General features: G+C 69.5%; 23 protein-coding genes and 1 riboswitch. Of the genes, 15 read left to right on the top strand and 8 right to left on the bottom strand.

Annotated elements, in window-relative coordinates:
• The first annotated feature begins 103 nt into the window (after nucleotides 1–103).
• The 3 genes from phaC (at nucleotide 104) to phbB (ending at nucleotide 3,827) form a co-directional block, all read left to right on the top strand.
• The gene (gene phaC, locus AC1ECW_RS07505; protein ID WP_481201543.1) at nucleotides 104–1,777 is read left to right on the top strand and encodes a class I poly(R)-hydroxyalkanoic acid synthase; all 1,674 of its coding nucleotides are present in this window, start codon (nucleotides 104–106) and stop codon (nucleotides 1,775–1,777) included.
• Nucleotides 1,778–1,802: 25 nt separating this feature from the next.
• Nucleotides 1,803–2,981, top strand: a complete 1,179-nt coding sequence (locus tag AC1ECW_RS07500) for an acetyl-CoA C-acetyltransferase (protein ID WP_409706362.1) — start codon at nucleotides 1,803–1,805, stop codon at nucleotides 2,979–2,981.
• A 108-nt stretch (nucleotides 2,982–3,089) separates the two neighbouring features.
• The gene (gene phbB, locus AC1ECW_RS07495) at nucleotides 3,090–3,827 is read left to right on the top strand and encodes an acetoacetyl-CoA reductase (RefSeq protein WP_481201542.1); all 738 of its coding nucleotides are present in this window, start codon (nucleotides 3,090–3,092) and stop codon (nucleotides 3,825–3,827) included.
• A 161-nt stretch (nucleotides 3,828–3,988) separates the two neighbouring features.
• Here phbB and mnmH read toward each other — a convergent pair whose 3' ends face one another.
• On the bottom strand, nucleotides 3,989–5,056 hold the full coding sequence (gene mnmH / locus AC1ECW_RS07490) for a tRNA 2-selenouridine(34) synthase MnmH (RefSeq protein ID WP_481201541.1): 1,068 nt from the start codon (nucleotides 5,054–5,056) through the stop codon (nucleotides 3,989–3,991).
• Between the two features lie 10 nt (nucleotides 5,057–5,066).
• Nucleotides 5,067–5,726, bottom strand: coding sequence for an arylesterase (locus AC1ECW_RS07485; RefSeq protein WP_481201540.1), 660 nt, complete (start codon nucleotides 5,724–5,726; stop codon nucleotides 5,067–5,069).
• Here AC1ECW_RS07485 and AC1ECW_RS07480 point away from each other — a divergent pair.
• The 4 genes from AC1ECW_RS07480 to AC1ECW_RS07465 all read left to right on the top strand — a co-directional run bounded on the left by AC1ECW_RS07480 (nucleotide 5,725) and on the right by AC1ECW_RS07465 (nucleotide 8,676).
• Nucleotides 5,725–6,411 (top strand): ABC transporter ATP-binding protein, encoded by a 687-nt coding sequence (locus AC1ECW_RS07480; RefSeq protein WP_409705632.1) that lies wholly within the window; start codon nucleotides 5,725–5,727, stop codon nucleotides 6,409–6,411. The genes AC1ECW_RS07485 and AC1ECW_RS07480 overlap by 2 nt on opposite strands.
• Before the next feature lie 58 nt (nucleotides 6,412–6,469).
• A complete protein-coding gene (gene rlmB / locus AC1ECW_RS07475; RefSeq protein WP_409705629.1) occupies nucleotides 6,470–7,204 on the top strand; it encodes a 23S rRNA (guanosine(2251)-2'-O)-methyltransferase RlmB in 735 nt (244 codons plus the stop codon).
• A 95-nt stretch (nucleotides 7,205–7,299) separates the two neighbouring features.
• Nucleotides 7,300–7,932: a uracil phosphoribosyltransferase gene (gene upp / locus AC1ECW_RS07470; protein ID WP_409705626.1), complete on the top strand. Its 633-nt coding sequence runs from the start codon at nucleotides 7,300–7,302 to the stop codon at nucleotides 7,930–7,932.
• Between the two features lie 267 nt (nucleotides 7,933–8,199).
• Nucleotides 8,200–8,676 (top strand): DUF302 domain-containing protein, encoded by a 477-nt coding sequence (locus AC1ECW_RS07465; RefSeq protein ID WP_409705623.1) that lies wholly within the window; start codon nucleotides 8,200–8,202, stop codon nucleotides 8,674–8,676.
• Nucleotides 8,677–8,686: 10 nt separating this feature from the next.
• On the opposite strand, the gene AC1ECW_RS07460 is transcribed toward AC1ECW_RS07465, so the two are convergent.
• Both AC1ECW_RS07460 and AC1ECW_RS07455 read right to left on the bottom strand, forming a co-directional pair.
• Nucleotides 8,687–9,886 carry an MFS transporter gene (locus AC1ECW_RS07460; protein WP_409705621.1) on the bottom strand — a complete coding sequence of 400 codons (1,200 nt, stop codon included), beginning with the start codon at nucleotides 9,884–9,886 and terminating at the stop codon, nucleotides 8,687–8,689.
• Nucleotides 9,883–10,893: a D-2-hydroxyacid dehydrogenase family protein gene (locus AC1ECW_RS07455; protein ID WP_409705618.1), complete on the bottom strand. Its 1,011-nt coding sequence runs from the start codon at nucleotides 10,891–10,893 to the stop codon at nucleotides 9,883–9,885. Before AC1ECW_RS07455 ends, AC1ECW_RS07460 begins: the two co-directional genes overlap by 4 nt.
• A gap of 161 nt (nucleotides 10,894–11,054) precedes the next feature.
• Here AC1ECW_RS07455 and AC1ECW_RS07450 point away from each other — a divergent pair, with 161 nt between their 5' ends.
• Nucleotides 11,055–13,484 (top strand): penicillin acylase family protein, encoded by a 2,430-nt coding sequence (locus AC1ECW_RS07450; protein ID WP_481201539.1) that lies wholly within the window; start codon nucleotides 11,055–11,057, stop codon nucleotides 13,482–13,484.
• Between the two features lie 11 nt (nucleotides 13,485–13,495).
• Here the strand turns inward: AC1ECW_RS07450 and mdoH are convergent, their stop codons facing one another.
• Nucleotides 13,496–15,430, bottom strand: coding sequence for a glucans biosynthesis glucosyltransferase MdoH (mdoH, locus tag AC1ECW_RS07445; protein WP_481201538.1), 1,935 nt, complete (start codon nucleotides 15,428–15,430; stop codon nucleotides 13,496–13,498).
• On the opposite strand from mdoH, the gene AC1ECW_RS07440 reads away from it, so the two are divergent.
• Nucleotides 15,429–15,551, top strand: coding sequence for a hypothetical protein (locus AC1ECW_RS07440; protein WP_481201537.1), 123 nt, complete (start codon nucleotides 15,429–15,431; stop codon nucleotides 15,549–15,551). The two genes, mdoH and AC1ECW_RS07440, sit on opposite strands and share 2 nt — an antisense overlap.
• A 92-nt stretch (nucleotides 15,552–15,643) precedes the next feature.
• Here AC1ECW_RS07440 and AC1ECW_RS07435 read toward each other — a convergent pair whose 3' ends face one another.
• From AC1ECW_RS07435 to AC1ECW_RS07425, 3 genes are read right to left on the bottom strand one after another with little or no spacing between them, the layout of a single operon-like run.
• Nucleotides 15,644–17,023 (bottom strand): sigma 54-interacting transcriptional regulator, encoded by a 1,380-nt coding sequence (locus AC1ECW_RS07435; protein ID WP_409705612.1) that lies wholly within the window; start codon nucleotides 17,021–17,023, stop codon nucleotides 15,644–15,646.
• 10 nt (nucleotides 17,024–17,033) lie between these two features.
• Nucleotides 17,034–17,624, bottom strand: coding sequence for a hypothetical protein (locus AC1ECW_RS07430; RefSeq protein ID WP_481201536.1), 591 nt, complete (start codon nucleotides 17,622–17,624; stop codon nucleotides 17,034–17,036).
• The gene (locus AC1ECW_RS07425; RefSeq protein ID WP_409705606.1) at nucleotides 17,614–19,038 is read right to left on the bottom strand and encodes a sensor histidine kinase; all 1,425 of its coding nucleotides are present in this window, start codon (nucleotides 19,036–19,038) and stop codon (nucleotides 17,614–17,616) included. The genes AC1ECW_RS07430 and AC1ECW_RS07425 overlap by 11 nt, the downstream gene beginning before the upstream one ends.
• Before the next feature lie 97 nt (nucleotides 19,039–19,135).
• Nucleotides 19,136–19,238, top strand: a riboswitch (TPP riboswitch).
• An 80-nt stretch (nucleotides 19,239–19,318) separates the two neighbouring features.
• Here AC1ECW_RS07425 and thiC point away from each other — a divergent pair.
• The 6 genes from thiC to bioB are packed head-to-tail and all read left to right on the top strand — an operon-like array spanning nucleotide 19,319 to nucleotide 25,854.
• On the top strand, nucleotides 19,319–21,199 hold the full coding sequence (gene thiC / locus AC1ECW_RS07420; RefSeq protein WP_481201535.1) for a phosphomethylpyrimidine synthase ThiC: 1,881 nt from the start codon (nucleotides 19,319–19,321) through the stop codon (nucleotides 21,197–21,199).
• A 12-nt stretch (nucleotides 21,200–21,211) separates the two neighbouring features.
• Nucleotides 21,212–22,243 carry an FAD-dependent oxidoreductase gene (locus AC1ECW_RS07415; RefSeq protein ID WP_481201583.1) on the top strand — a complete coding sequence of 344 codons (1,032 nt, stop codon included), beginning with the start codon at nucleotides 21,212–21,214 and terminating at the stop codon, nucleotides 22,241–22,243.
• Nucleotides 22,240–22,470: a sulfur carrier protein ThiS gene (gene thiS / locus AC1ECW_RS07410; protein ID WP_409704459.1), complete on the top strand. Its 231-nt coding sequence runs from the start codon at nucleotides 22,240–22,242 to the stop codon at nucleotides 22,468–22,470. The genes AC1ECW_RS07415 and thiS overlap by 4 nt, the downstream gene beginning before the upstream one ends.
• Before the next feature lie 2 nt (nucleotides 22,471–22,472).
• Nucleotides 22,473–23,258: a thiazole synthase gene (locus tag AC1ECW_RS07405; RefSeq protein WP_409704461.1), complete on the top strand. Its 786-nt coding sequence runs from the start codon at nucleotides 22,473–22,475 to the stop codon at nucleotides 23,256–23,258.
• Nucleotides 23,255–24,856 (top strand): bifunctional hydroxymethylpyrimidine kinase/phosphomethylpyrimidine kinase, encoded by a 1,602-nt coding sequence (gene thiD, locus AC1ECW_RS07400; protein WP_409704463.1) that lies wholly within the window; start codon nucleotides 23,255–23,257, stop codon nucleotides 24,854–24,856. The genes AC1ECW_RS07405 and thiD overlap by 4 nt, the downstream gene beginning before the upstream one ends.
• Complete coding sequence (gene bioB / locus AC1ECW_RS07395) at nucleotides 24,853–25,854, top strand: biotin synthase BioB (protein WP_409704465.1); 1,002 nt, start codon at nucleotides 24,853–24,855, stop codon at nucleotides 25,852–25,854. The genes thiD and bioB overlap by 4 nt, the downstream gene beginning before the upstream one ends.
• Nucleotides 25,855–25,865: the final 11 nt, after the last annotated feature.

Below are 25,865 nucleotides of genomic sequence, written 5' to 3'. Positions count from 1 at the left end.
GTCCGGTTTCGCCATGCGGCCGGTGTACAAAAGCGGCATTGGCAACCCTGCTGCGAGGCCCCGACGTCGACGGCCCCGCACGCGACGACCCCTCGAGGAGCAGATGAAGCGACCCACCTCCACCGCACACGACCCTGCCCAGGCCTTCGCAGAGAACGTGGGTGATGCCATGGCGGCCCTGGCCCGGCTCAATGTCCCGGCCGAGCGGCTGTCCGCCCTGCAGGCGGAATACCTGAAGGAAGCCACGGCTCTGTGGAACGGCTTCATCGGCGCCGGCGGCGACGGCGCGCTTAAGCCTGCGGACCGGCGCTTTGCCGCCAGGGAGTGGTCCGAGAACCCGATGGCGGCCTACTTGGCCTCGGTGTACCTGCTCAATGCCCGCACCCTGCTCAACCTTGCCGACAGCGTGCAGACCGATGAGAAGACCCGGGCGCGCCTGCGTTTTGCGGTGCAGCAGTGGATCGACGCGACCGCGCCGAGCAACTTCCTGGCTTTCAACCCCGAGGCCCAGCGGCGCGCGCTCGAGACCGGCGGCCAGAGCATCGCCCAGGGTCTGCGCCAATTGCTGGCCGACATCCGCCAGGGCCACCTGTCCCAGACCGACGAGAGCGTTTTCGAGGTGGGACGCAACGTGGCCACCACCGAGGGCTCGGTGATCTTCGAAAACGAGATCTTTCAGCTCATCGAGTACAAACCGCTGACGGCCAAGGTGTACGAACGGCCGCTGCTGATCGTGCCGCCGTGCATCAACAAGTATTACATCCTCGACCTACAGCCGGACAACTCGCTCATCCGCTACGCGGTGGAGCTGGGACACCGTGTCTTCGTGGTGAGCTGGCGCAATGCCGACGAGAGCATGGTGCACCTCACCTGGGACGACTACATCGACGACGGCGCGATCCGCGCGATGCGCGTGGTGCAGGAGGTGAGCGGGCGCGAGCAGATCAACACGCTGGGCTTTTGCATCGGCGGCACCATCCTGGCCACGGCGCTGGCCGTCTTGGCCGCGCGCGGCGAACAGGCGGCCCACAGCCTGACACTCCTGACCTCGTTCCTCGATTTCAGCGACACCGGTGTGCTCGACATCTTCGTCGACGAAGCCTCCGTGCAGCTGCGCGAGATGACCATCGGACAGCGCAGCCCCACCGGGCCAGGCCTGCTCAAGGGCCAGGAACTGGCGGCCACCTTCTCCTTCTTGCGTCCCAACGACCTGGTGTGGAACTATGTGGTGGGCAACTACCTCAAGGGGGAGACCCCGCCGCCCTTCGATTTGCTTTACTGGAACTCCGACAGCACCAACCTGCCCGGACCGATGTACTGCTGGTACCTGCGCAACACCTACCTGGAGAACAACCTGGCGGTGCCAGGCAAGGTCACGGTTTGCGGCGAGCCCGTGGATTTCGGCCGCATCCAGGCTCCCGCCTTCATCTACGCGTCACGCGAAGACCATATCGTGCCGTGGCAAGGCGCATACGCATCGACCCGGCTGCTCAAGGGCAAGAAGCAGTTCGTCCTGGGAGCCTCCGGGCACATCGCCGGCGTCATCAACCCGCCGGCCAAGAACAAGCGCAGCCACTGGACCAATGCCCGGCTGCCGGCCGATCCGCAGGCCTGGCTGGCCGGTGCCACCGAACACCCTGGGAGCTGGTGGACCGGCTGGGCACGCTGGCTCGCCGACCATGCAGGCCGGCAGGTCGCCGCTGCCCGCGCCCCCGGCAACCGCCGGTACAAACCCATCGAACCCGCCCCTGGCCGCTATGTGAAGGCCAAGGCCTGACACCGTTTCACAGCAGGAGAACATCATGAGCGACATCGTCATCGTTTCCGCGGCCCGCACCGCGGTGGGCAAGTTCGGCGGCACACTGGCGCGCACGCCGGCGGCCGAACTCGGGGCCATCGTGATCGCCGAGGCCCTGCGCCGTGCCGGCATCTCGGGCGAGCAGGTCAGCGAGGTCATCATGGGTCAGGTGCTGCAGGCCGGCTGTGGGCAGAACCCGGCACGCCAGGCCGTCATCAAGGCGGGGCTTCCCCAGGCGGTGCCGGCCATGACCATCAACAAGGTTTGCGGCTCGGGCCTGAAGGCGGTGATGCTGGCCGCGCAGGCCATCCGCGACGGCGATGCCGAGATCGTCGTGGCCGGGGGCCAGGAGAACATGAGCCTGGCCCCGCACGTGCTGTTGGGCTCGCGCGAGGGCCAGCGCATGGGCGACTGGAAGATGATCGACTCGATGATCACCGACGGCCTGTGGGACGTCTACAACCAGTACCACATGGGCATCACCGCCGAGAACGTGGCCAAGAAGTACGGCATCAGCCGCGAGGAGCAGGACGCCTTGGCCCTGGCGTCCCAGCAGAAGGCCGCCGCAGCGCAGGATGCCGGCCGGTTCCGCGACGAGATCGTCGCGGTGAACATTCCCCAGAAGAAGGGGGATCCCATCGTCTTCGACGCCGACGAGTTCATCAACCGCAAGACCAACGCCGAGGCCCTGGCTGGTCTGCGTCCGGCCTTCGACAAGTCCGGTAGCGTGACGGCCGGCAACGCCTCGGGAATCAATGACGGTGCAGCGGCCGTGGTCGTGATGAGCGCGAAGAAGGCCGACCAGCTCGGCCTGAAGCCGCTGGCGCGCATCGCCTCCTATGCCAGCGCCGGCCTGGACCCGGCCTACATGGGCATGGGGCCGGTGCCCGCAGCCCGCAAGGCCCTGGAGCGTGCCGGATGGAAGCCGGCCGACCTGGACCTGCTCGAGATCAACGAAGCCTTCGCCGCACAGGCCTGTGCCGTGCACAAGGAAATGGGCTGGGACACGGGCAAGGTCAACGTCAACGGCGGAGCCATCGCGATCGGGCACCCGATCGGCGCCTCGGGCTGCCGCATCCTGGTCACGCTGCTGCACGAAATGCAGCGGCGCAATGCCCGCAAGGGCCTGGCTTCGCTGTGCATCGGCGGTGGCATGGGAGTTGCACTGACCGTCGAACGCTGAGGAATCCCAACGTCCAGGCCCGGGTGCACAGGGAGAGTACGGGTTGACCGGCAAGGCCTTTCGGTCGACGCTGGATCCGGGCCGCATAAACTTCATCAGGAGCATCACATGAGTCAGAAAGTCGCATACGTCACCGGCGGCATGGGCGGCATCGGCACCGCGATCTGCCAGCGCCTGGCCAAGAGCGGGTTCAAAGTCATCGCTGGCTGCGGGCCCAGCCGCGACTACCAAAAGTGGCTCGACCAGCAAAAGGAACAGGGCTATACCTTCTACGCCTCGGTCGGCAATGTGGCCGACTGGGATTCGACCGTGCAGGCATTCTCCAAGGCCAAGGCCGAGCACGGCCCGATCGATGTGCTCGTCAACAACGCCGGCATCACCCGCGACCGCATGTTCCTCAAGATGACACCGGAGGACTGGCATGCGGTGATCGACACCAACCTGAACAGCATGTTCAACGTCACCAAGCAGGTGGTGCCCGACATGGTCGAGCGCGGCTGGGGCCGGATCATCCAGATCTCCTCGGTCAACGGCGAGAAGGGCCAGGCCGGTCAGACCAACTACTCGGCCGCCAAGGCCGGCATGCATGGCTTCACGATGGCCCTGGCACAGGAGCTCGCCTCCAAGGGGGTCACGGTCAACACGGTGAGCCCGGGCTACATCGGCACGGACATGGTGCGTGCGATCAAGCCCGAGGTGCTCGAGAAGATCATCGCCACCATCCCGGTCAAGCGCCTGGGCACGCCGGAGGAGATCGCCTCCATCGTGGCCTGGATCGCCTCTGACGATTCGGGCTTTGCCACCGGCGCCGACTTCTCCATCAACGGCGGCTTGCACATGGGGTGAGCCAGGACACCGGGCCGTCCCTGCGGACGGCCCGGTGCCTGGCGAACCGGCCGGGCATGCAAAGCCCGGCCGTGGGGTGGCCTGATCGATGCCGTCCCTGCGGACGGCCTGGTGCCTGGCGAACCGGCCGGGCATGCAAAAGCCCGGCCGTGGGGTGGTTTTCAGGGCGAGTCGCCGCCACCGATCAGCTCGCGGGCCAAGGCCATGAAGGCCTCGTGCGAGGATGATGCGGGTGCGAGCCGGCGGGCCTGCGCGTGGCGCACGAAATTGCGCTGTGTGGAGGCCTCGTAGTTCGGGTCGTAGTGCTGCACGAGCAGGGCCTCCACCATCTCGGCCATGCGGCCTTCTCGCGCGGCCTGCTTCCAGCCGTCCACCGTCGCCCGCCCCCGCAGGGCGGCCAGGTGGTCGAGCTGCCGGCACAAGGCGTCCACGTCGCGGACGAAGAAGTCGTAGTCCTCCATCAGCAATGCAATGCGCTCGGGCAGGGCGAGGTCGATGCTCAGACAGTGGGCGGCGCGGATGCACTCGATCAACGCGGGCGGCACCTGCAACTGCCCGATCTTGCGGCTCTCGCTTTCCACATAGACCACCCGGCCCGGGTCGAACCCCCGCAGGGCCTGCCAGATGCGGGTCTCGAACTGCTTCTGAGAGGGTTGGGGGCGCCCCGGCAGGAGGCCGAGCACCGAACCCCGATGCTCGGCCAGGGCCTCCAGGTCCAGCACCTGGGCCCCCTGGGCCTTCAGGGCCTGCAGCAGGCGGCTCTTGCCAGAGCCGGTGCGTCCGCACAGCACCCGCCAGGCATGGCGGGCGGGCAGGGCCTCGAGGTCGTGCACCACCTGCCGGCGCCACGCCTTGTAGCCGCCTTCCAGCAGATGCACGCGAAAGCCGATCTGCCCCAGCACCAGGGCCAGCGCCCCGGAGCGCTGGCCGCCGCGCCAGCAGTAGAGCAGCGGCTCCCAGTCCTTGGGCTTGTCCATCACCTCACGCTCGATGTGCGCGGCGATGTTGCGGGCGACCATGGCGGCCCCGATCTTGCGGGCCTCGAAGGCCGAGACCTGCTTGTAGCAGGTGCCCACGATGCGCCGTTGTTCGTCGTCCAGCGAGGGCCAGTTCAGCGCCCCGGGCAGGTGATCCAGGGCGTGCTCGGCCGGTGAGCGAGCATCGATGATGGCATCGAAGCGGTCCAGGCGCGCGATCGCGTCGGCCGCGCAGACGGGAACGACAGGCATCCCGGGCGCCTCAAGGCTTGAGCAGCCGGCGCAAGGCGGGCCACACATTGTCCAGCAGCAGGGGCTGGGCCGCTTCGTTCGGATGGATGCGGTCGGGCTGGAAGAAGCGGGGAGCCTCCGGGACATCGGCCACCCCGCGCAGCAGGAAGGGCACCAGGGGCACCTTTTCGTCGGAGGCCACCTGCTCGAAGACCGCGGCGAAGCGTTCGGTGTAGGACCGGCCGTAGTTGGGTGGCACCTGGATGCCCACCAGCAGCACGCGGGCGCCGGCCTGGCGCGACAACCGGGTCATCTCGGCCAGGTTGCGCTGGGTGGACTCCAGCGGCAGGCCGCGCAGGGCGTCGTTGCCGCCCAGTTCGATCACCACGTGCGTGGGCTGGTGCTGGCGCAGCAGCGCGGGCAGGCGCGAGCGGCCTCCGGCGGAGGTGTCGCCGCTGATGCTGGCATTGACGACGGTGGCGGCGATGCCTTCGCGCTGCAGGCGCTGCTCGAGCAGCGCCACCCAGCCGCTGCCGCGGGCGATGCCGTACTCGGCGGACATGCTGTCGCCCACCACGAGGATGCGCGCGGGCGCATCGGCCCAGGCCGCGACGGGGTGCGATAACCCGGCAAAGGCGAGGAATGTGGTGGCCGCGATAAAGTGGCGGCGTCCTGGCAAGCGCACGATCATGACTGAACCCATCATCGCCGTGGAGCGTCTGACCAAGCGGGTGACGGACTCCACCGGCACGCTGACGATTCTCCACGATATCGATTTCGCACTGGCCCCGAGGGAATCGGTGGCCATCGTCGGAGCTTCCGGCTCGGGCAAGTCGACCTTGCTGTCCATCATCGCCGGCCTGGACACCCCCAGCGAAGGCACGGTCCGTCTGGACGGGGTGGACCTTTTCACCCTGGACGAAGACCGGCGCGCCGCGGTGCGCGCAGCCAAGGTCGGCTTCGTTTTTCAGAGCTTCCAGCTCATGACCAATCTGACGGCGCTGGAAAACGTGATGCTGCCGCTGGAGCTGCAGGGCCGGCCCGATGCCCGCCAGCGCGCCACGGCGATGCTCGAGCGCGTGGGGCTGGGCGAGCGGCTGCGCCACTATCCGCGGGTGCTTTCGGGGGGCGAGCAGCAGCGCGTGGCCCTGGCCCGCGCCTTTGTCGTCGAGCCCGAGCTGCTGCTGGCCGACGAGCCCACCGGCAGCTTGGACTTCGCCACCGGCGAAACCGTGATGGAACTGATGTTCACCCTCAATCGCGAGCGCGGAACCACATTGGTGCTCGTCACGCACGACCGCGGCATCGCCGCCCGCTGCGACCGCCAGATCCGCCTCGAAGCCGGCCGCCTGATGCCGGCGGCCGAAGCCGTCTGAGCACGTGCGGCCGCGCAGCGCGGCTACCATGGAGCCGCTGTCCACGAAAGTCCCGACCTTGAGCCCTGCGAAGATTCTGTTCGGCTTCCATGCCGTGACGGTGCGCCTGAAGACCGCGCCGCAATCCATCATCGAGATCCATGCCGATGCCGGTCGGCGCGACCAGCGCATGCGCCAGTTCCTGGCCCGGGCCCAGGAAGCCGGGGTGCGGCTGATCGAAAGCGATGACGATCGGCTGCAACGGCTGTGCGGCACGCACCGGCACCAGGGGGTGGTGGCCAGGGTGCAGCCGCTGCCCATGGCGCGCTCGCTGGACGATCTGCTCGACGGTCTGGACGGCCCCCCCCTGTTGCTCGTGCTCGACGGCGTGACCGATCCGCACAACCTCGGGGCCTGTCTGCGGGTGGCCGATGGTGCCGGCGCCCATGCGGTGATCGCCCCCAAGGACCATGCCGTGGGTGTGAACGCCACGGTGGCCAAGGTGGCCAGCGGCGCGGCCGAGACGGTGCCTTATTTCATGGTGACCAACCTGGCGCGCACGCTGGGCGAGCTCAAGGAGCGCCACATCTGGGTGGTGGGGACGGCCGGGGAGGCGCCACGGACCGTCTATGACGTCGATCTGAAGGGTCCGGTGGCCCTGGTGCTGGGGGCCGAGGGGCCGGGCCTGCGCCAGCTCACCCGCAGGACTTGCGACGAACTGGTCTCGATCCCGATGCGCGGCGCCGTCGAGAGCCTGAACGTGTCGGTGGCCAGCGGCATCTGCCTGTACGAGGCGCTGCGACAGAGGCGCTGAGCCCCCGAGCCTGCCCGCCGGGCGGGGCTCGCTACACTGCGGGCATGCCGGCCCGGCGGCACTGCCGGGCCGAAGTCTTCTTCCCGGTGAGTCCCATGCCTGTCATCGAAGTCCAGCACCCCCTCGTCAAGCACAAGATCGGCCTGCTGCGCGAGGCCGACATCTCCACCAAGAAGTTCCGCGAGCTGACCTCCGAGGTGGCCCGACTGTTGGCCTACGAGGCCACCGCCGACTTTCCGCTCGAGAAGGTCACGCTGCAGTGCTGGAGCGGCCCCACCGAGGTGGATCGCATCAAGGGCAAGAAGGTCACGGTCGTGCCCGTGCTGCGGGCGGGCATCGGCATGCTCGACGGCGTGCTCGACATGGTTCCCAACGCGAAGATCAGTGTCGTGGGGCTCTCGCGCAATCACGACACCTTGCAGCCCGAGCATTATTTCGAGAACTTCGTGGGCAACCTGGAGGCGCGCACCGCCCTCATCATCGACCCCATGCTGGCCACGGCGGGCTCGATGAACGCCACGATCGACCTGCTCAAGCGCAAAGGCTGCAAGGACATCCGGGCCCTGGTGCTGGTGGCGGCCCCCGAAGGCGTCCGGGCCCTGGATGCCGCCCATCCGGACGTGCGCTGCTGGACGGCCGCGATCGACAGCCATCTCAACGAGCACGGCTACATCATCCCCGGCCTGGGCGATGCCGGGGACAAGATCTTCGGCACCAAGCACGATTGATCGATGACCGACGGCTTTCGCAGCCAATTGTAAAAATATCGAACTGTCAATAGAAATTCACACAGACGCCTCCAATTCGTTGTAAAACAGCGTCGTTGTCCAGGGCATCCCCTGGGCGGGCGGCCCCACCGGCCTGGCCGCCCGAGCCCCGGGCACGCCGCCCACACGGCGGCCGATGCCGGTCCTGGGATGCCCGCGAGAGGTGTGTGCGCACCTGCGCCTGCGGGTCGTCACACCGGTCGTATGTCGTATCGCAAGGAGGAGTCCATGCCACGTTCCCTGCAACGCCGTGCACCCCTGCGTCTGTGGATGACCGGTTGTGTGGCCGTCGTGATGGCCGCCCTGAGCTCTCCCCTGGCGCGCGGCAAGACGGAAGAAGCCGTCGAACGCCCTGGCCGCCATGCCTTGGTCAGTCCCTACGATGTCGAGGAGACGGTCTCCAAGATCGAGGCAGCCGCCTCGTCTCACGGCCTGGTCGTCTTTGCCAAGCGGGTCCCGCACGAGCGGCCCGGGGCCACGTTGGTGTTGGGCTTGTCCGGCGGCGTCACCCCGGTGGTGATGGACGATGGCAGCCGCGAGATCGAACTGCCCCTGCAGATCGACGTGGTGCGCGGACCCGACGGGCGCACCGAGGTGCGCTTTCACGATCCTTGGCCGTGGACCGAGGTGGCGGCCGATGCGTCGCCCGATGCGCTGAAAGCCATCGGCCCGCTGCCGGCGCTGCTGCAGTCGGCCTTGGGCTGAGCCTTGCTGGCTACCCGTGGGCGCCGGGCAGGGGCGCCGCACGTGCGCAGGCCCGCTGCGCCCACAGGCTCAGGCCCAGGGCGGCAACCACCATGACCAGACCCACCCAGTGCAACCCGCCATAGCCTGAGCGGGCGACCAGCCAACCGCCGGTGGCGGCCCCCACCGCCTGCCCGACGTAGATCGCCGAGGTGTTCAGCGCCATCAGGGCCGGGGCGAGCAACGGGGCCACATGACCGAGCCGGGCCTGCTGGGCCGAGTTCGAGGCCATGCAGCTCAGGCCCCAGGGCACCAGCACCAGCAGCGTCAGGCCCAAGCCACGGCCCAGCGGCCACAAGGCCATGCTCAGCACGATCAGGCCAACCAGCCAGGCCACCGCCCGGTGCGGCCCGATGCGGTCCACCGTGCGCGAGAGCACCAGGTTGCCGGCCAGCCCCCACAGGCCGAACCAGCCGAAGATGAGCGCGAGCTGGCCCGGCGTGGCCTGCAACACGTCGCGGAAGTAGGGGGCAAAGTAGGAGAAGACGGTGAACTGCCCGGCTCCGGCCAGGGCCGTCACGCCGACCATGGCCATCAGCACCGGGCTGGCGATCACGCCCCGCCAGGCGCGCAGGCTCAGGCCCGGCGGTTGGATCCCGGCCGGCATGCGGCGGTGGACGAGCAGGGCCGCCCCCAGCGACAGCACCGCCACGAAGGCCATCGCGGCACGCCAGCCGTAGGTTTCGCCGATCCAGGCGTTCAGGGGCATGCCCAGCACCGAGGCGAAGGCCCAACCCAGGAACACGGTGGTGATGCTGCGCCCGCGCTGCGGCGGCGGGGCCATGTGGCCGATCGCGGCCGCCGCCTGGGGGGTGAAGACGGCGGCGGCCAGCATCGTCAGGGCCCGCACCGGCCACAGGTGGCCGTAATCGGGCATCAGTGCGCACAGGCCATGGCCGACGGCATACCACAGCAGGGCGCCCACCAGCAGGCGGCGGCGGTCCCAGCCCGAGACCCACACAGCCAGCGCTGGCGCCCCCACCGCCATCACGACGGCGGCGATCGCGATGAGCTGGCCGGCCACGGCCACCGAGACCTGTAGGGAGTGTGCCAGGTCGTTGAGTGTGCCGCCCACGACCATCACACCGCAGCCGATGACGAAGTTGCCCAGCATCAGCACACGCCGGGTCGAGCCCAGCGCCTGCGGTCCCGGGGCAGGGGGCGGGCTCATCCGCGAAAGACCTTCAAGGCATCGGGATTGACCAGGTTGGTGGGCTGGCCCTGGATGAAGTTGATGACGTTCTGGAAGGCCGCGCTGAAGTACAGCTCATAACTGTCTTGCTCGACGTAGCCGATGTGCGGGGTGCACACGGCATTTTCCAGGCGCAGCAGCGGATGCCCGGGCAGAGGGGGTTCGGTCTCGTAGACGTCCACGGCGGCCATGCCCGGGCGGCCCTTGTTCAGACCGCTGACCAGGGCGTTGTCCTCCACGAGCTCGGCCCGAGCGGTATTGACGAACAGCGCCGTGGGCTTCATGCGCAGCAGATCGTCGAGCTTGACGATGCCGCGGGTCTCGGGCACCAGGCGCAGGTGCAGCGAGAGCACGTCGCTGGATTCGAAGAAGGCCTCACGGCTGAAGGCGGCATCGAAGCCGTCGGCCTGGGCGCGCTGGCGTGAAGCCTCGCTGCCCCACACCAGCACCTTCATGCCGAAGGCCCGGCCGTAGCCGGCCACGAGCTGGCCGACCTTGCCGTAGCCCCACACGCCCAGCGTCTTGCCCTTGAGCACCATGCCCAGCCCGAAGTTGGGGGGCATGGAGGCGGCCTTCAGGCCCGACTGCTGCCAGGCCCCGTGCTTGAGATTGCCGATGTACTGGGGCAGCCGGCGCATGGCTGCCATGATCAGCGCCCAGGTGAGCTCGGCCGGCGCCACCGGTGAGCCCACGCCCTCGGCCACGGCGATGCCCAGCCGGGTGCAGGCTTCGATGTCGATGTGCGGGCCCACCCGGCCGGTCTGGGAGATCAGCTTGAGCCGGGGCAGTTTTTCCAACAACTGCCGCGGGAATTGCGTGCGTTCCCGGATCAGGACCAGCACGTCGGCATCGCGCAGCCGCACCGAGAGCTGGCCGATGCCCTTGACCGTGTTGGTGAAGACCTTCGCGTGGTAAGGCTCCAGCATGGCCGCGCAACGCAGCTTGCGCACGGCGTCCTGATAGTCGTCCAGGATGATGATGTTCATGCATCGGGATTCTGCATCCATCCGCGGCCCATCGCCGCACCGGCGCGCAACAGGGCGCAACGGGGCCCCCAGGGGAGCCTGCACGGCTGTGCCACACTGCACACCGCGGCCCCGCGATGACTGGGCCGCGTCCGGAACGATCGACCGAAGGAGGCAAGACCGTGAAGTGGCTCAGAGGGATGCTGGCGGCCATGTTGCTGCTCGTGGTGGCACTGATCGCGACCGTGTGGACTTACCGGGTGCTGGTGCTGCCCCAGACCGAGGGCGAGTTGCGCGTGTCCGGACTGTCCGCCCCGGTGAGCATCAGCCGCGATGCCCACGGCATTCCGACCCTGCGCGCCGACAATGTGGAGGACCTGATGTTCGCTCTGGGGTTCGTCCATGCCCAGGACCGCCTGTGGCAACTGGAAACCCACCGCCGCATTGGCAGCGGCCAGTTGGCTGAAGCCTTCGGGGAGTCGGCACTGGAGACCGACCGCTTCCTGCGTGCCCTGGGGGTGCGGCGCACGGCGCAGGCGCAGTGGGAGGCCGTGCAGGGCGAGACGCGCCGCGTCATCGAGGCTTACGCAGCGGGCATCAATGCCTTCGTGGAGCAGCACATGGATGCCCGCCCGCCGGAGTTCCTGGTGCTGGGTCTGCAGCCGGGGCGGTGGGAGCCTGCCGACACCCTGGCCTGGGCGACGATGATGGCCTGGGATCTGGGCGCCAACTGGAATGCCGAGCTGATCCGCATGCGTCTGGCGCTGAGCCTGCCGGTGCAGCGCATCCAAGAGCTGATGCCGCCGTACCCGGGTGAGCAGCCCTTGCCGCTGGCCGACTATGCTGCCTTGTATCGGTCCCTGAAGGTGGACGGCAAGCTCGGACAACACGCCCTGAACGCCGCGCCGCCCTCGGGCATCGAGGGCCTGGGCTCGAACAATTGGGTGGTGTCGGGGCAACGTTCCGAGACGGGGCACCCTCTGCTGGCCAACGACCCGCATCTGAAGCTCAGCGCGCCGGCCCTGTGGTACTTCGCGCGGCTGGAGGCTCCGGGCTTCAAGGTGGCCGGGGCCACGATGCCGGGCCTGCCGGTCGTGGTGCTGGGGCAGAACGAGCATATCGCCTGGGGCTTCACGAACACCGGGCCGGATGTGCAGGATCTGTACCTCGAAGAGATCCACGCCGACGACCCGGCCCTGTACCGCACCCCCGAGGGCTGGGCGCGCTTCGAGACTTACGAGGAGACCATCCGGGTGCGCGGCCGGCCCGAGGTGAAGCTCACCGTGCGCGCGACACGCCATGGCCCGGTGATCTCGGACGCGCCTTCGGCCGGCACGGACGGTCTGACGGGGCCCAGGGAGGCTCCCCGCTATGCACTGGCGATGCGCTGGACGGCCCTGGACGTGCCCAACACCTCGGTGGAGGCGGCGCTGGCGATGAACCGGGCGTCCAGCGTGCAGTCGTTCATCGAAGCCGCCGCGCTGAACATCGCCCCGATGCAGAACATGGTGGTGGCCGACCGCGAGGGCCGCATCGGCTGGGTGGCTGCCGGTCGGGTGCCACTGCGCGGGCCCGACCATGACCTGAAGGGCCAGGTGCCGGCGCCGGGATGGGAGGCCCGCTATGACTGGGTGGGCTACCTCGACCCGGCGCTGACCCCGCGCGAGGTGGACCCCGCGCGCGGCTGGATCGCCACGGCCAACCAGCGCATCCACGGACCGGACTATCCGCATTACCTGGGCAGCGAATGGGCGCTGCCCTACCGTCAGGAGCGCATCGAGGCGCTGCTGCAGGCCCGGCAGCGGCACGATCTGGACAGCTTTGCGCAGATGCAGGCCGACGAGCTGTCGCTGGCCACCGTGAAGCTGATGCCGTTCCTGCGCCGTGCGCAGTCCTCGCATCGGCTGGCAGCGCCCGTGCAGGCGCTGCTGGCGCAGTTCGATGGCACGATGGCCGCGCAGCGTCCCGAACCGCTGGTGTTCTGGGCCTGGAGCCGCCATCTCACCGAGGGGCTGCTGGCCGACGAGGTGGGCCCCGAGCTCCTGGAGCGCACGATGGTGGGCTCGCGCAACTACCGCGACGCGGTGGAGGGCATCCTGGCGCGCGACGATGCCTGGTGGTGCGACGACAAGCGCACGCCACAGGTGACCGAAAGCTGCCAGGACCAGGTCGATGCGGCCTTCCACAAGGCCTTGGCGGAATTGGAGGCCTTGCAGGGCCCCGATCCGGCCCGCTGGCAGTGGGGGCAGGCCCACCAGGCCCGTGCCGAGCACCGCCCCTTCAGCCGTGTCAAGGCTTTGGCGCCGCTGTTCGAGTTGCGTGCGCCGGTGGGCGGGGACACCTACACGGTGAACGTGGCGCGGGTGAGCCTGCGTGCCGATGCCACCACCGGCGAGCGCTACCTGAACGAGCATGGGCCGAGCCTGCGCGCCCTGTACGACGTGCACGACCCGTCGCGCTCGCGCGTGATGCACTCGAGCGGCCAGTCCGGCATCGTGCTGTCACGCCACTACCACGACTTCCTCGAACGCTGGACGAAGGTGGACTACGTCCCGCTGTGGGCGCCGCCGCAGGCCCAGGGGCCCACCCTGAGGCTGGAGCCGGCCCGCTGAGCCTGGGGGGCTCAGGCGACACGCAACACGGGGTCGCGGGCGTAGCGCCAGGCGCTGCGCAGCACGCGGGGGGCCGACCGCTCCTCGGGGATCATCAGCGTGACCGCCCGCCGTCCCGAGCGGCTGGTCCACACGGCCAGCGGGGCCGCCAGCAGCAAGGGCAGGGCCACCGGCAGCAGCCAGGGCAGGGCGCTCAAGTGGGCACTGCCCAGGGCCAGCACGGTGCACGCGGCCAGCGCGCCGGCCGGCCCGAAGCGGCGCAGGACGTCGCGCCAGCGCAGGGTGAGCGCCTCGCGGGCCGGGGAGGTCCAGCCGATGCGCCAACCGGTGAGGGCGGCGATCACGAACCCCGTGTGGGCCACCATGCGCACCGGGGCCTGGGCCACCGAGAGCGCCGCCTCGGCACAGGCGCTGCGGATCAAGGCGGGCATGCCGCCGAAGTCCCGCTGTTCGCCGCGCAGCCACACGGCCACGACCGCCAGCACGCGCGGCAGCATCAGCAATGCGAAGCTCACCCCCCACAGCGCAAGCAGGTGGTGGGGCGGCAGGCCGGCGTCGCCGGAGGCGGCGTGCAGCCAGTGGGCCACTCCCAGCGCCAGGAAGGACAACCACAGGGGAGCCGAGACATAGGCCATGGCCCCGGTGGCCAGCATCACGCGATGCACGGGGTGAAGCCCGGGCTCGGCAATGAGCTGGAAGTTCTGCAAGTTGCCCTGGCACCAGCGCCGGTCGCGCTGCAATTCCTCGACGAGGTTGGGCGGGTTCTGCTCGTAGCTGCCGCCCAGGTCCGACACCAGCCAGACGTGGTAGCCGGCGCGGCGCATCAAGGCGGCCTCGATGAAGTCGTGCGAGAGGATCTCACCGGCCAGCGGGCCGTGGCCAGGGACATCGGCCAGGCCGCAGTGCGCCATGAACGGCTCGACCCGGATGATGGCGTTGTGCCCCCAGTAGTGCGATTCGCCAAGTTGCCAGTACTGCATGCCCAGCGTGTACAGACGGCCGGTGACGCGCGAGGCGAACTGCTGGGCCCGGGCATGCAGCGTGGTCTGACCCACGGCCTGGGGCAGGGTCTGGATGATGCCCGCGCGCGGGTGGGCCTCCATCAGGCGCACCAGGTCGGTCAGGCAGGAGCCGCTCATCACGCTGTCGGCATCGAGCACGACCATGTAGCGGTAGCGGCGGCCCCAGCGGCGGCAAAAGTCGGCCACATTGCCCGCCTTGCGACGGGTGCGCAGCTTGCGCCGGCGGTAATAGATCTGCATCGTGATGCCCGACGCTGCCAGCGCGGCCCGCAGCCGGCCCCAGGCGGCATGCTCGGCCTCCCACAGCCGGGGATCGGCGCTGTCGGACAGGATGTAGAGGTCGAAATGGCGATGCGCGCCCACGGCCGCCAAGGACTCGCAGGTCGCCCTCAGCCCGGCAAAGACGGTGGGCACATGTTCGTTGCAGATCGGCATCACCAGGGCAGTGCGCGCGTCCTCGGGCAGCGGGCGGTGTCGCACCGCAGCGGCCGACAGCGCATGCCGGTCGCCGCGCAGCCGCACGATGAAACCCATCAGCGCGGTGGCAAAGCCCGCGCAGACCCAGGCGAAGAGCAGCGCAAACAGGCTCAGCTGCAAGATTTGCACCGCCTGCGTCGCGGTGTCGGGCGCCGTCGGGAGTTCCAGGGCCAGCCACCCCGTGGCCAGGACGGTCAGGGTCAGGACGCTGCAGAGAAAGATGCGACGGCGCCGCGCCGCGGCATGTTCCCAGGGGGCGGACGGCTGCGCAGCCGCCGCCGGCGAGCCCCTTCGCCACAGCAGCCGCAAGGCCTGCGACAGCCCGGCGCGCAGGCCCAGCCAGGGACGGGCCGGCATGTGGCCCCGCACCAGCGGCGGGGCGGTGGCAGCGCGTGGGGCCTCAGGGGTGACGGGCAGGACCGTGTCCAAGGTGGAAGGATCCAGCATGGGCATGAAGACTCCGCATGGAGCCCGCGAAGCTGCGGGCGGTCGCCCCTGTCATGCAAACCATGTGCCAATTGAAGAAAAACGTGATTTGACAGATAGATATATCAATAAACTCAAGTGATACTTGATGTTGAGAGGGCGACAACCGGGGCAAACGCCGGGCCGGCGTCGCCATCTGGCGACGCATTTGCCGATGCATCGGCCAAGTGCCTGTCAGTCGGGAGATTTTTCCTGTCGCTCGGTGGCGACAGGCGCGTCGTTGCGGAACAGCTCTGGCGTCAGACCGTGCTTGCGGAGCAAGCGGTAGAACTCGGTGCGGTTGCGTTCGGCCAGGCGCGCGGCATCGGCGACGTGACCGTCGGTGAGCTTGAGCAGGCCCACCAGGTAGTCGCGCTCGAAGCGACGCCGCGCCTCGGCATAGCCGAGCACCTCCACCGTGGGCACGCGCAGGGCCCGCTGCACCAGGCTCAGGGGGATGAGCGGGGTGGTCGACAGCGCGCAGACCTGCTCGACCACGTTGAGCAACTGGCGCACATTGCCAGGCCACGGGGCGGTGGCCAGGGCTTTCAGGGCCTCGGGCGCGAAGCCGTTGATCTGTTTGCCGTATTTGCGGGCCAGGCGCTCGACGAAGTGCTGCGCCAGCAGCGGGATGTCCTCGCGGCGCTCGGCCAGCGGCGGCAGGGTGAGGGTGACGACGTTGAGCCGGTAATAGAGGTCCTCGCGGAACTGCCCCTCCAGCAGCGCGGCATCGAGATCGCGGTGCGTGGCCGAGACGATGCGCACGTCCACCGGGACCGCCTGGCTGGCGCCGACCGGTCGCACGCTGCGCTCTTGCAGTACGCGCAGCAGCTTCACCTGCAGGGCCGGCGGCATGTCGCCGATCTCGTCGAGGAAGAGCGTGCCGCCGTCGGCGGCCTGGAAGAGCCCGCGGTGGTGGTTCACCGCGCCGGTGAAGGCGCCTTTGACATGGCCGAAGAGCTCGGATTCGAGCAGCGCTTCAGGGATCGCGCCGCAATTGACCGCGATGAACGGCCGGCCGGCCCGGGCGCTGGCCTTGTGGATGGCCTGGGCCAGCAGCTCCTTGCCCGAGCCGCTGGGGCCGCGGATCAGTACGCTGGCGTCCGAGGCCGCGACGAGCTTGGCTTCGGACAGCAGATCGGCCATCAAGGGAGAGCGGCTCACGATCGCCTCGCGCCAGGGCTCGCGGGCGGTCTGGTCGCGCGGGTCCGGAGCGGCCAGGGCCAGGGCCTGGGCGATACGGTCGAGCAGCACCTTGCCGTCGAAGGGCTTGGTGAGGTAGGTGAAGACCCCGCGTGCCGTGGCCTCGACCGCATCGGGGATGGTGCCGTGGGCGGTGAGCAGGATGACCGGCAGCGCCGGATGGCGTGCGCGGATGGCATCGAACAGGGCCAGGCCGTCCATGCCGGGCAGTTGCACGTCGCTGAGCACGAGGTCGGGCCGCTCGATGGCCAGCTGGGCCAGCGCGGCTTCGGCGCTGTCCACCCCCTGCACATGGTAGCCGGCGGCCGTCAGCCGCATCGACAGCAGCCGCAACAGGTCGGGATCGTCGTCGACGAGCAGAATCCGGCTCATGGCGGCGCTCTCAGGGCGACGGGCGCGTCTCCGCACCGCCCGGGGTGGTCATCGGGGGGCGCTGGGTGAGGCTGCGCTCGATGGCCTTCAGGGCTTCGAGCTGCTGCTGGGCCTGCTCGAGCCGGCGCTGGGTGTCGCGCAACTGCTGGGCCTGGCGTTCAGCCGCTTCCTCGGCTCGGCGCTGCTCGGCGTAACGCGAGCGCAGCAGGCGGGCCCATGGCAGCCACGGTGCGGCCTCGGGAGCCGCCGAGCGCAGCAGGGCATCGAGCAGACCGATGGCCCGCGCCAGATCCGCCGGCTGCCGGGTGTATCCCAGCGCCAGCGCCAGTTCCACTGTGGCCGCCGGCGAGGCGGCAGGATCGCCGATGCGGGCGATCTCCTGCTGCAGTTCGGCCGGCGAGAGCAGGCGCACACGGTCATGATGAGCCGCGAAGCGTCGCGCCACGGCATCGGCCGGCTCGACGACCGGCACGGCCACGGGCACTTCGACGCGCAGGGGCACCGACACCGTGCGGACCTCGGTCACCTGGGGCAGGGGCGCGCAGGCCGCCATGAGCACACCGACGAATGCGGGCAGGGTCCGAAGCCGTTCAGGGAGCATGGATGAGTTCGATGCGGAAGTGGGCGCCAGGCGCATTGGGCAGGACCTCGACCCGCCCGCCATGGGCGGCCACGTACTCCTGCACGATCGACAGGCCGATGCCGGTGCCACGGGCGGCGCCGGCGGGCTGGATCTCGCCGCGGTAAAAGGGCTCGAAGACCCTGGCGCGGTCGCTCTCGCGGATGCCGGGGCCTTCGTCGAGGATGTCGAGGCAGATGCGGTCGCCGTCTTGCGCCAGCAAGATGCGAATCGTAGCGCCGACGGGGCTGTAGCGTATGGCGTTGGACAAAAGGTTACGAAACGCCGTGCCCAGCTTGTCGCGGTCCACCGCCACAGGCGGGACCTGCCCTGACAGCTCGATGTGCAACTGTCGGGCCTGCCACTGCAGGCGCTGCTCCTCGATGCGGGCCTGCAGCAGTTCGCGCAGGTCGGTGGGTTCGCGTTGCAGTCGCCGGGCCTCGAACGCGGCGGCGTTGAAGCGCAGCAGGTCTTCGATCTGCTGCTGCAGCATCAGGGTGTTCTGGCGCAGGATCGCCACCACCTCGCGCTGGCTGTCGGTCAGCGCGCCGGTCACGCCGTCCTCGATGAGGGAGACGCCCTCGCGCATCGCCGCCAGCGGCGTCTTCAGTTCATGCGACACCTGCCGCAGGAAGCGTGCCTTGTCGGCGTCGAGTTCGGCCAGCCGCAGACGCAGCCAGTCCAGGCGGCGGCCGACCTCGCGCACGTCGGCCGGGCCACGGATCTCGATGGGCTCGTCCAGCCGGTTTTCCCCCAGCTGGACGATCGCGCGTTCCAGGCGCTTGAGCGGCCGGGCCAGCCACAAGCCGAACACCAGCGCCAGCCCCACGGCCAGCACGATGGCGGCGAGCACCTGGCGCGCCAGCAGGGCGCGGCTGCCGTCCAGGGCCTCCTGGACGGCACGGTTGTGGGCCTCGTTGGCGGCACGCACCTGGATGGCGCGTGCCGTGTGCAGGTCGGCCAGTTCGGCGAAGGCCTCGCCCACAGTGCGTTCACGCAGCGCCAGCATGTCCCGCGGCCCCTGCAAGGCCTGCCGCACCCGGGCCACGGCTTGCGGCCACGCCGGCACCTGGGGGGCGCCCAATTCCTCGTCCAGGCGTGCGAGGCCCGCCTCGGCCTCGGCCGCAGCCTGCTCGAAGCGCTCGAGCAGCGCCGGATCGTCGAGCACCAGGAACTGGCGGGCCGAGCGTTCCATCGCGGCCAGGCGCTCGCCCAGGGCCTGGGTCTCGGTGCTGAGCACGACGGCGCGCTGGGCACCGGCCTGGGTCTGGTTGACCAGTTCCTCCAGCGTGTACAGGCCACGCAGCAACACCGCGCCGAGCAGCGCGGTGATCAGCAGGAAGGCCACCAGCAGCAACTGGCGGAACGACAACTTGCTCGCAAGCGGCAGTCGCATGGTCGGCGGCAGGAAGTCCGGGATGTCGGTGGCGGCCACTATAGCCAGCCACGGGGCGCCATTGCCTTGACGCGGGAGGCTGCCGGGTCCTAAACTGCAACGCGCTCCGGGGTGCACCGTGTGCTGAGATGGCGTGAAACGCCAAACCCGATGAACTTGATCCGGTTAATACCGGCGGAAGAAGAGCTGAATCTGTCCCTCGTGTCCTGGCCCAGGCGGGTCCGGGCCTCCTCCCAGGGGCACTTTCCGGAGCACCCATGAACCGGAAAGGAGCCCCTCGATGAACGCCCCCGACAAGTTTTCGCAGTTGCTCGCCCAGGCCCGCGAGCCGTTTCCCGCATCCCGCAAGGTCTGGATGCCGGGCGCGCTGCATCCCGGCGTGCGGGTGCCCATGCGCGAGGTGCGGCTCACCAACGGCGAGACGGTCACGCTCTACGACACCTCGGGCCCTTACACCGATCCGCAGACCGTCATTGACGTGCGCCGCGGCCTACCGGCCCTGCGTCAACCCTGGATCGAGGCGCGCGGCGATACGCAGGTCTATGAGGGCCGCACCGCCCAGGCCGTGGATGACGGCCTGCGCGACGAGGCTCACGAGCGCTTGAAAGCCTTGCGCGCCCAGGCCGCCGGCTTGCAGCGCCAGCCCCGCCGCGCGCGCGCGGGGGGTAACGTCACGCAGATGCACTATGCACGGCGCGGCATCGTCACGCCCGAGATGGAATTCGTCGCGATCCGCGAGAACGGCCGGCGTGAGTGGATGCGCGAGCACCTGGCCGATGCCGAGCGCGAGGCCCGCCTGCGGGGCCAGCCGCTCGGGGCGCGACTGCCGGAGGTGATCACGCCTGAGTTCGTGCGGGACGAAGTGGCGCGCGGCCGCGCGATCATCCCGGCCAACATCAACCACCCCGAGCTCGAGCCCATGGCCATCGGGCGCAACTTCCTCGTCAAGGTCAACGCCAACATCGGCAACTCGGCCGTCACCTCCGGCATCGAGGAAGAGGTGGAGAAGCTGGTATGGTCCATCCGCTGGGGAGCGGACACCGTGATGGACCTGTCCACAGGTCGCAACATCCACACCACCCGCGACTGGATCTTGCGCAATTCACCGGTACCCATCGGCACCGTGCCCATCTACCAGGCGCTGGAGAAGGTGGGCGGGGTGGCCGAGGACCTCACCTGGTCCATCTTCCGCGACACCCTGATCGAGCAGGCCGAGCAGGGCGTGGACTACTTCACCATCCACGCCGGCGTGCGGCTGGCCTACATCCCGCTCACGGCGCGGCGGCGCACCGGCATCGTCTCGCGCGGCGGCTCCATCCTGGCCAAGTGGTGCATGGCCCATCACCGCGAAAACTTCCTCTACACGCACTTCGAAGAGATCTGCGAGATCATGAAGGCTTACGACGTGAGCTTCTCGCTAGGCGACGGCCTGCGCCCGGGCTCGCTGGCCGATGCCAACGACGAAGCGCAGTTTGCCGAACTGCGCACGCTGGGCGAGCTCACGCAGATCGCCTGGAAGCACGACGTGCAGACCATGATCGAAGGCCCCGGCCATGTGCCCCTGCACCTGATCCAGGCCAACATGGAAGAGCAGCTCAGGCACTGCCACGAAGCGCCGTTCTACACCCTGGGGCCGCTCACCATCGACGTCGCGCCGGGCTACGACCACATCGCTTCGGCCATCGGTGCGGCCATGATCGGCTGGTTCGGCACGGCCATGCTGTGCTACGTCACGCCCAAGGAGCACCTGGGCCTGCCTGACCGCGACGATGTGAAGCAGGGCCTGATCGCCTACAAGATCGCCGCCCATGCCGCCGACATCGCCAAGGGGCACCCCGGGGCCCGGGCGCGCGACGATGCACTGTCGAAGGCGCGCTTCGAGTTCCGCTGGACCGACCAGTTCAACCTGGGCCTGGACCCGGACACCGCTCGTGAGTTCCACGACGAAACCCTGCCGAAAGACAGTGCCAAGGTGGCGCACTTCTGCTCGATGTGCGGCCCCAAGTTCTGCTCGATGAGAATCACCCAGGAGGTGCGCGAATTCGCCGCGAAGCAAGGGGTCGCGGAGGATCAGGCCTTGGCTGAAGGCTTGGCGGCGAAGTCCGAGGAGTTCCGCCGAGCCGGCGGCGAGCTCTACGTCCCGCTGCATCCACAGGGCTGAGCCATGGCGGCAATGTCCATCGGCATTGCCGGTGCCGGCCTGCTGGGGCGGTTGCTGGCGTGGCAGTTGTCGGGCGCCGGGCACCGCGTCACCGTCTTCGACCCCGCCGAGGGGCCGCAGGCACGGGGTGCGGCGGGCTGGACGGCAGCCGGGATGCTGAGCCCCCTGGCGGAACTCGAATGCGCCAACACCGAGTTGGCGCGGCTGGGCCTGCGCTCGCTGGCGCTGTGGCCGCGCATCGTGGCGGAGCTGCCCATGCCCGTGGATCTGCGCATCGACGGCAGTCTGCTGCTGGCCCACGGCAGCGACCTCGGCGCAGCGCGGCGTCTGGTGGATCTGCTGACGGCCAAGGCACCCGCAGGCCGGCGGCCCGAACCGCTGACACCCGAACGCTTGCGGGAGCTCGAACCCGCCGTGCACGGGCCCGCCCATGCCTGGCTGCTGCACGAAGAAGGGCGCATCCACACCGTGCAGGCCATGCAGGCGCTGGCCGCAGGGGCCGGTGAGCGGGGTGTTCAGTGGTGCTGGGGCGAGGCGGTGCACGGCATTGAGCCCGGACGCATCGACGGGCAGCCCTACGACTGGGTCTTCGACGTGCGCGGGCTCGGCGCGCGCCCCGAGCTGCCTGTACGCGGCGTACGCGGCGAGATCTTCTGGCTGCACGCACCGGGTGTGGTGCTGCATCGCCCCTTGCGGCTGCTGCATCCGCGCTGGCGGGTCTATCTGGTGCCGCGCCCCGGCGATCTGATCGTGGTGGGTGCGAGCGAGATCGAGTCGGAAGATCGCTCGCCGGTGTCCGTGCGCAGCACCCTGGCCCTGCTGTCGGCGGCCCACAGCGTGCTGCCCGAATTGGCCGAGGCGCGCATCGTGCACAGCGAGGTCAACCTGCGCCCCGCACTGCCCGACAACCTGCCTCGCCTGGACGTGATGCCGGGGCTCACGCGCATCAACGGGCTGTTTCGCCACGGTTGGCTGCTGGCGCCCGCGCTCGTCGAGCAGGCCCTGGCGGCGATGGCGCCGCACACCGAGGCGGATCTCGCATGATGCCAACCGATACCCCCTCTTCGGATTGCCGGGTCCGGGTCAATGGCGAAATCCACCAGGTCGCGGCGGGCACCACGCTTGAGCAGCTGCTGATATCGCTCGGCCTGGCATCGCACAGCGTGGCCACCGCGCTCAACGGCGACTTCGTGCCGCGAAACGACCGGGCCGGCCGCGTGCTGCGCGACGGTGATCACGTGACCTGTTTCCAACCCATCGTCGGAGGTTAGAGATGTCTGCAGACGACTTCCTCCTGGCCGGTGTGCGCCTGCGCAGCCGCTTCCTGCTCGGCACGGCCGGCTATCCCTCGCCCCAGGTGCTGCGCGAGGCCATCGCCGCCTCGGGCGCCGAGGTGGTGACTCTGGGCCTGAAGCGCCAGCTCGCCGCCGGCGCCGGGGACAACGGCTTCATCGACATCGTGCGCGAAAGCGGCGCGCGCCTGCTGCCCAACACCGCCGGCTGCCGCAGCGCCCGCGAGGCCATCACCCTGGCCCACATGGCGCGCGAGCTGCTGCAAACCCACTGGATCAAGCTCGAAGTGGTGGGCGACGAGCACACCCTGCAGCCCGATCCCTTCGAACTGGTGCAGGCCGCGCAGCAGCTCGTGAAAGACGGTTTCGAAGTCTTCCCCTACTGCACCGACGATCTGGTGACCTGCCAGCGCCTGCTCGATGTGGGCTGCCGCATCCTCATGCCCTGGGGGGCTCCCATCGGGTCGGGCCAGGGCCTGCTCAACCCCTGGGCCCTGCGCACGCTGCGCTCGCGGCTGCCGGAGGCCACGCTCATCGTCGATGCCGGCATCGGGGCGCCCTCGCATGCCGCACAGGCGATGGAGCTGGGCTTCGATGCCGTGCTGCTCAATTCCGCGGTGGCCCATGCCCACGATCCGGTGGGCATGGCCACCGCTTTTCGTCACGCGATCGACGCAGGGCGCCGGGGCTGGTGCAGCGGCCTGATGGCGCAGCAAGACATGGCCGTGGCTTCCACCCCCGTGGCCGGTCGGCCCTTCGACCTGTGACGCCGCCCATCGTCTGGAGCATCGCCGGCTCCGATTCCGGCGGCGGGGCGGGCCTGCAGGCCGACCTTAAGGCCTTCGACGCCTTCGACGTGCATGGCTGCACCGCCGTGGCCGCCATCACGGCCCAGCACTCGCGCTCGGTGTGCCGCATCGACGTGTTGGAGACCGAGGTGCTCGAAGCCCAGTTGGCCGCGCTGGCGCAGGATCTGCCGCCCCGGGCGATCAAGCTCGGCCTGCTGGGCAGCGTCGACAACGCGCGGTGCGTGGCCCGCTGGGTGGACCGCCTGCGCTCGCGTCACCCGGTGGCCCTGGTGTTCGATCCGGTACGCGCGTCGACCACCGGGGCCTGTTTTGCCGATGATGCCCTGCGCCAGGTGTTTGTCGATGAGCTGTTGCCACGCGCGACCCTGATCACACCCAACCGGGACGAAGCGGCCTGGCTGCTCGGTCGGGAGCGGCTCGGCCAGGCCGATCTGGGGCAAGCCGCGCAGGCCCTGAGAGCGCAGGGCGCGCAGGCGGTGGCCATCACCGGCGGTGACGCGGGCGGCCTGCTCGCCCGCGACTGGATCGCCACGCCCCAGGCCGAGGGCTGGCTGGACCTGCCGCGCCTGGCCACCGCCCACCACCATGGCAGCGGCTGCGTGTTTGCGGCCTCGGCCGCAGCGGCGCTGGCCTGGGGCCATTGCGAGGCCGATGCCCTGGTGCTGGCCAAGATGGCCACGGCCGAGGCCCTGCGTCGCAGCCATCCGGCGGGGCAGGGGGCCGGCCCGGTACGCCCGGGCTCCGGCTTCGCCCGGCGACTGGAGAACCTGCCTCGGTTGCGGCCTCCGAACTGGGCAGTGGACGAGACGCCGGGCTTTGCGCCGCTGGAACGGCCGGCCCTGGGCTTGTATGCCATCGTGGACAGCGCCGAGGGGGTGGAACGCCTGCTGGCCGCCGGGGCGCGGACCGTGCAACTGCGCATCAAAGGGGCCTGCGCAGCGACTCTGCGCGAAGCCGTGCGGCGCAGCGTACGCGCGGCGCGGGCGGTGGGTGCCCAGCTCTTCATCAACGACCACTGGGCGCTGGCTCTGGAGGAGGGCGCCTATGGCGTGCATCTGGGGCAGGAGGATCTGCTGGCGCTGGACGCACAGGCCTTAAGCGCCCTGCGCCGTGCCGGAGTGCGCCTGGGGCTGAGCACCCATAGCCATTGGGAGGTCTGCCGCGCCCTGGCATTGCGGCCGAGCTACATCGCCTGCGGGCCCATCCATCCCACCACGACCAAGGAGATGCCCTGGATTCCACAGGGCGAGGACAACCTGGCCTACTGGTGCCAGTTGCTCGATTGTCCGGTGGTGGCCATTGCCGGGATGGACGAGACCCGCTCCCGCGAAGCCGCGCGCTGCGGTGCCGCCGGCGTGGCGGTGCTGCGCGGCCTCGGGCAGGCGTCCGACCTGCCGGCGACCTTGCAGCGCCTGCACGCCGCCATCATGGAGGGCGCCTGGGGCCCGCGCCGACCGGCGCCGTCCCGCGCCCGTCCCAGTCTGCCCGGCCCGGTCCCGCTCATGCCGGGCGATACACTGCAGGCTTTCGCCGACCCACACTCCCTCGAACGATGACCGAAGCCACCGTCTCGCCCCAGCCCGTCCATTGGGTCCGCCCCGGCACGCCGGCCGAGCCGCACGCGCCACGCTGGCCCCGTCAGGCCGTGCTGGCCCTGTTCGAGCTGCCCTTCAACGATCTGCTGTACCGGGCCCAGCAGGTGCACCGCCAGCACTTCGATGCCAACGAGGTGCAACGCTCCACGTTGCTGTCGATCAAGACCGGCGGTTGCCCCGAGGACTGCAGCTACTGTCCCCAGTCGGTGCACTACGACACCGGCGTGCAAGCCGGCAAGCTGCTCGATGTGGACGAGGTGCGCCGTGCCGCGGCGGCTGCGAAGGAGCAGGGCGCCAGCCGTTTCTGCATGGGAGCAGCGTGGCGTGCGCCCAAAGACCGAGACATCGAAAAAGTGGCCGAGCTGGTGCGCACCGTGAAGGACCTGGGCCTGGAGGCCTGCTGCACCCTGGGCATGCTCACCGACAGCCAGGCGCGCACGCTCAAGGCGGCGGGTCTGGACTACTACAACCACAACCTCGACACCGCCCCTGAGGCCTATGGCCGCATCATCAGCACGCGCGACTACCAGGACCGCCTCGACACCCTGGAGCGTGTGCGTGCCGCCGGCATGCACGTGTGCAGCGGTGGCATCGTGGGCATGGGCGAGTCGCGCGAGGAGCGCGCCGGGCTGATCGCCCAGCTCGCCAACATGGACCCCTACCCCGAATCGGTGCCGATCAACCATCTGGTGCAGGTGGAGGGCACGCCGCTGCATGGCCTGGACCCGCTCGACCCGCTGGAGTTCGTGCGCACCATCGCGGTGGCGCGCATCACCATGCCCACCGCCCGGGTGCGCCTGTCGGCCGGCCGCCAGCAGATGAGCGAAGCCGTGCAGGCCCTGTGCTTCCTCGCCGGGGCCAATTCCATCTTCTATGGCGACAAGCTGCTCACCACCGGCAACCCGGACTGGGAGCGCGACCAGCGCCTGTTCGCCAAGCTGGGCTTGCGCAGTTGCTGACGCGAAATGGA

Source organism: Caldimonas hydrothermalis (assembly GCF_056746695.1).
This window is presented reverse-complemented; position numbering and strand designations above follow the sequence as displayed.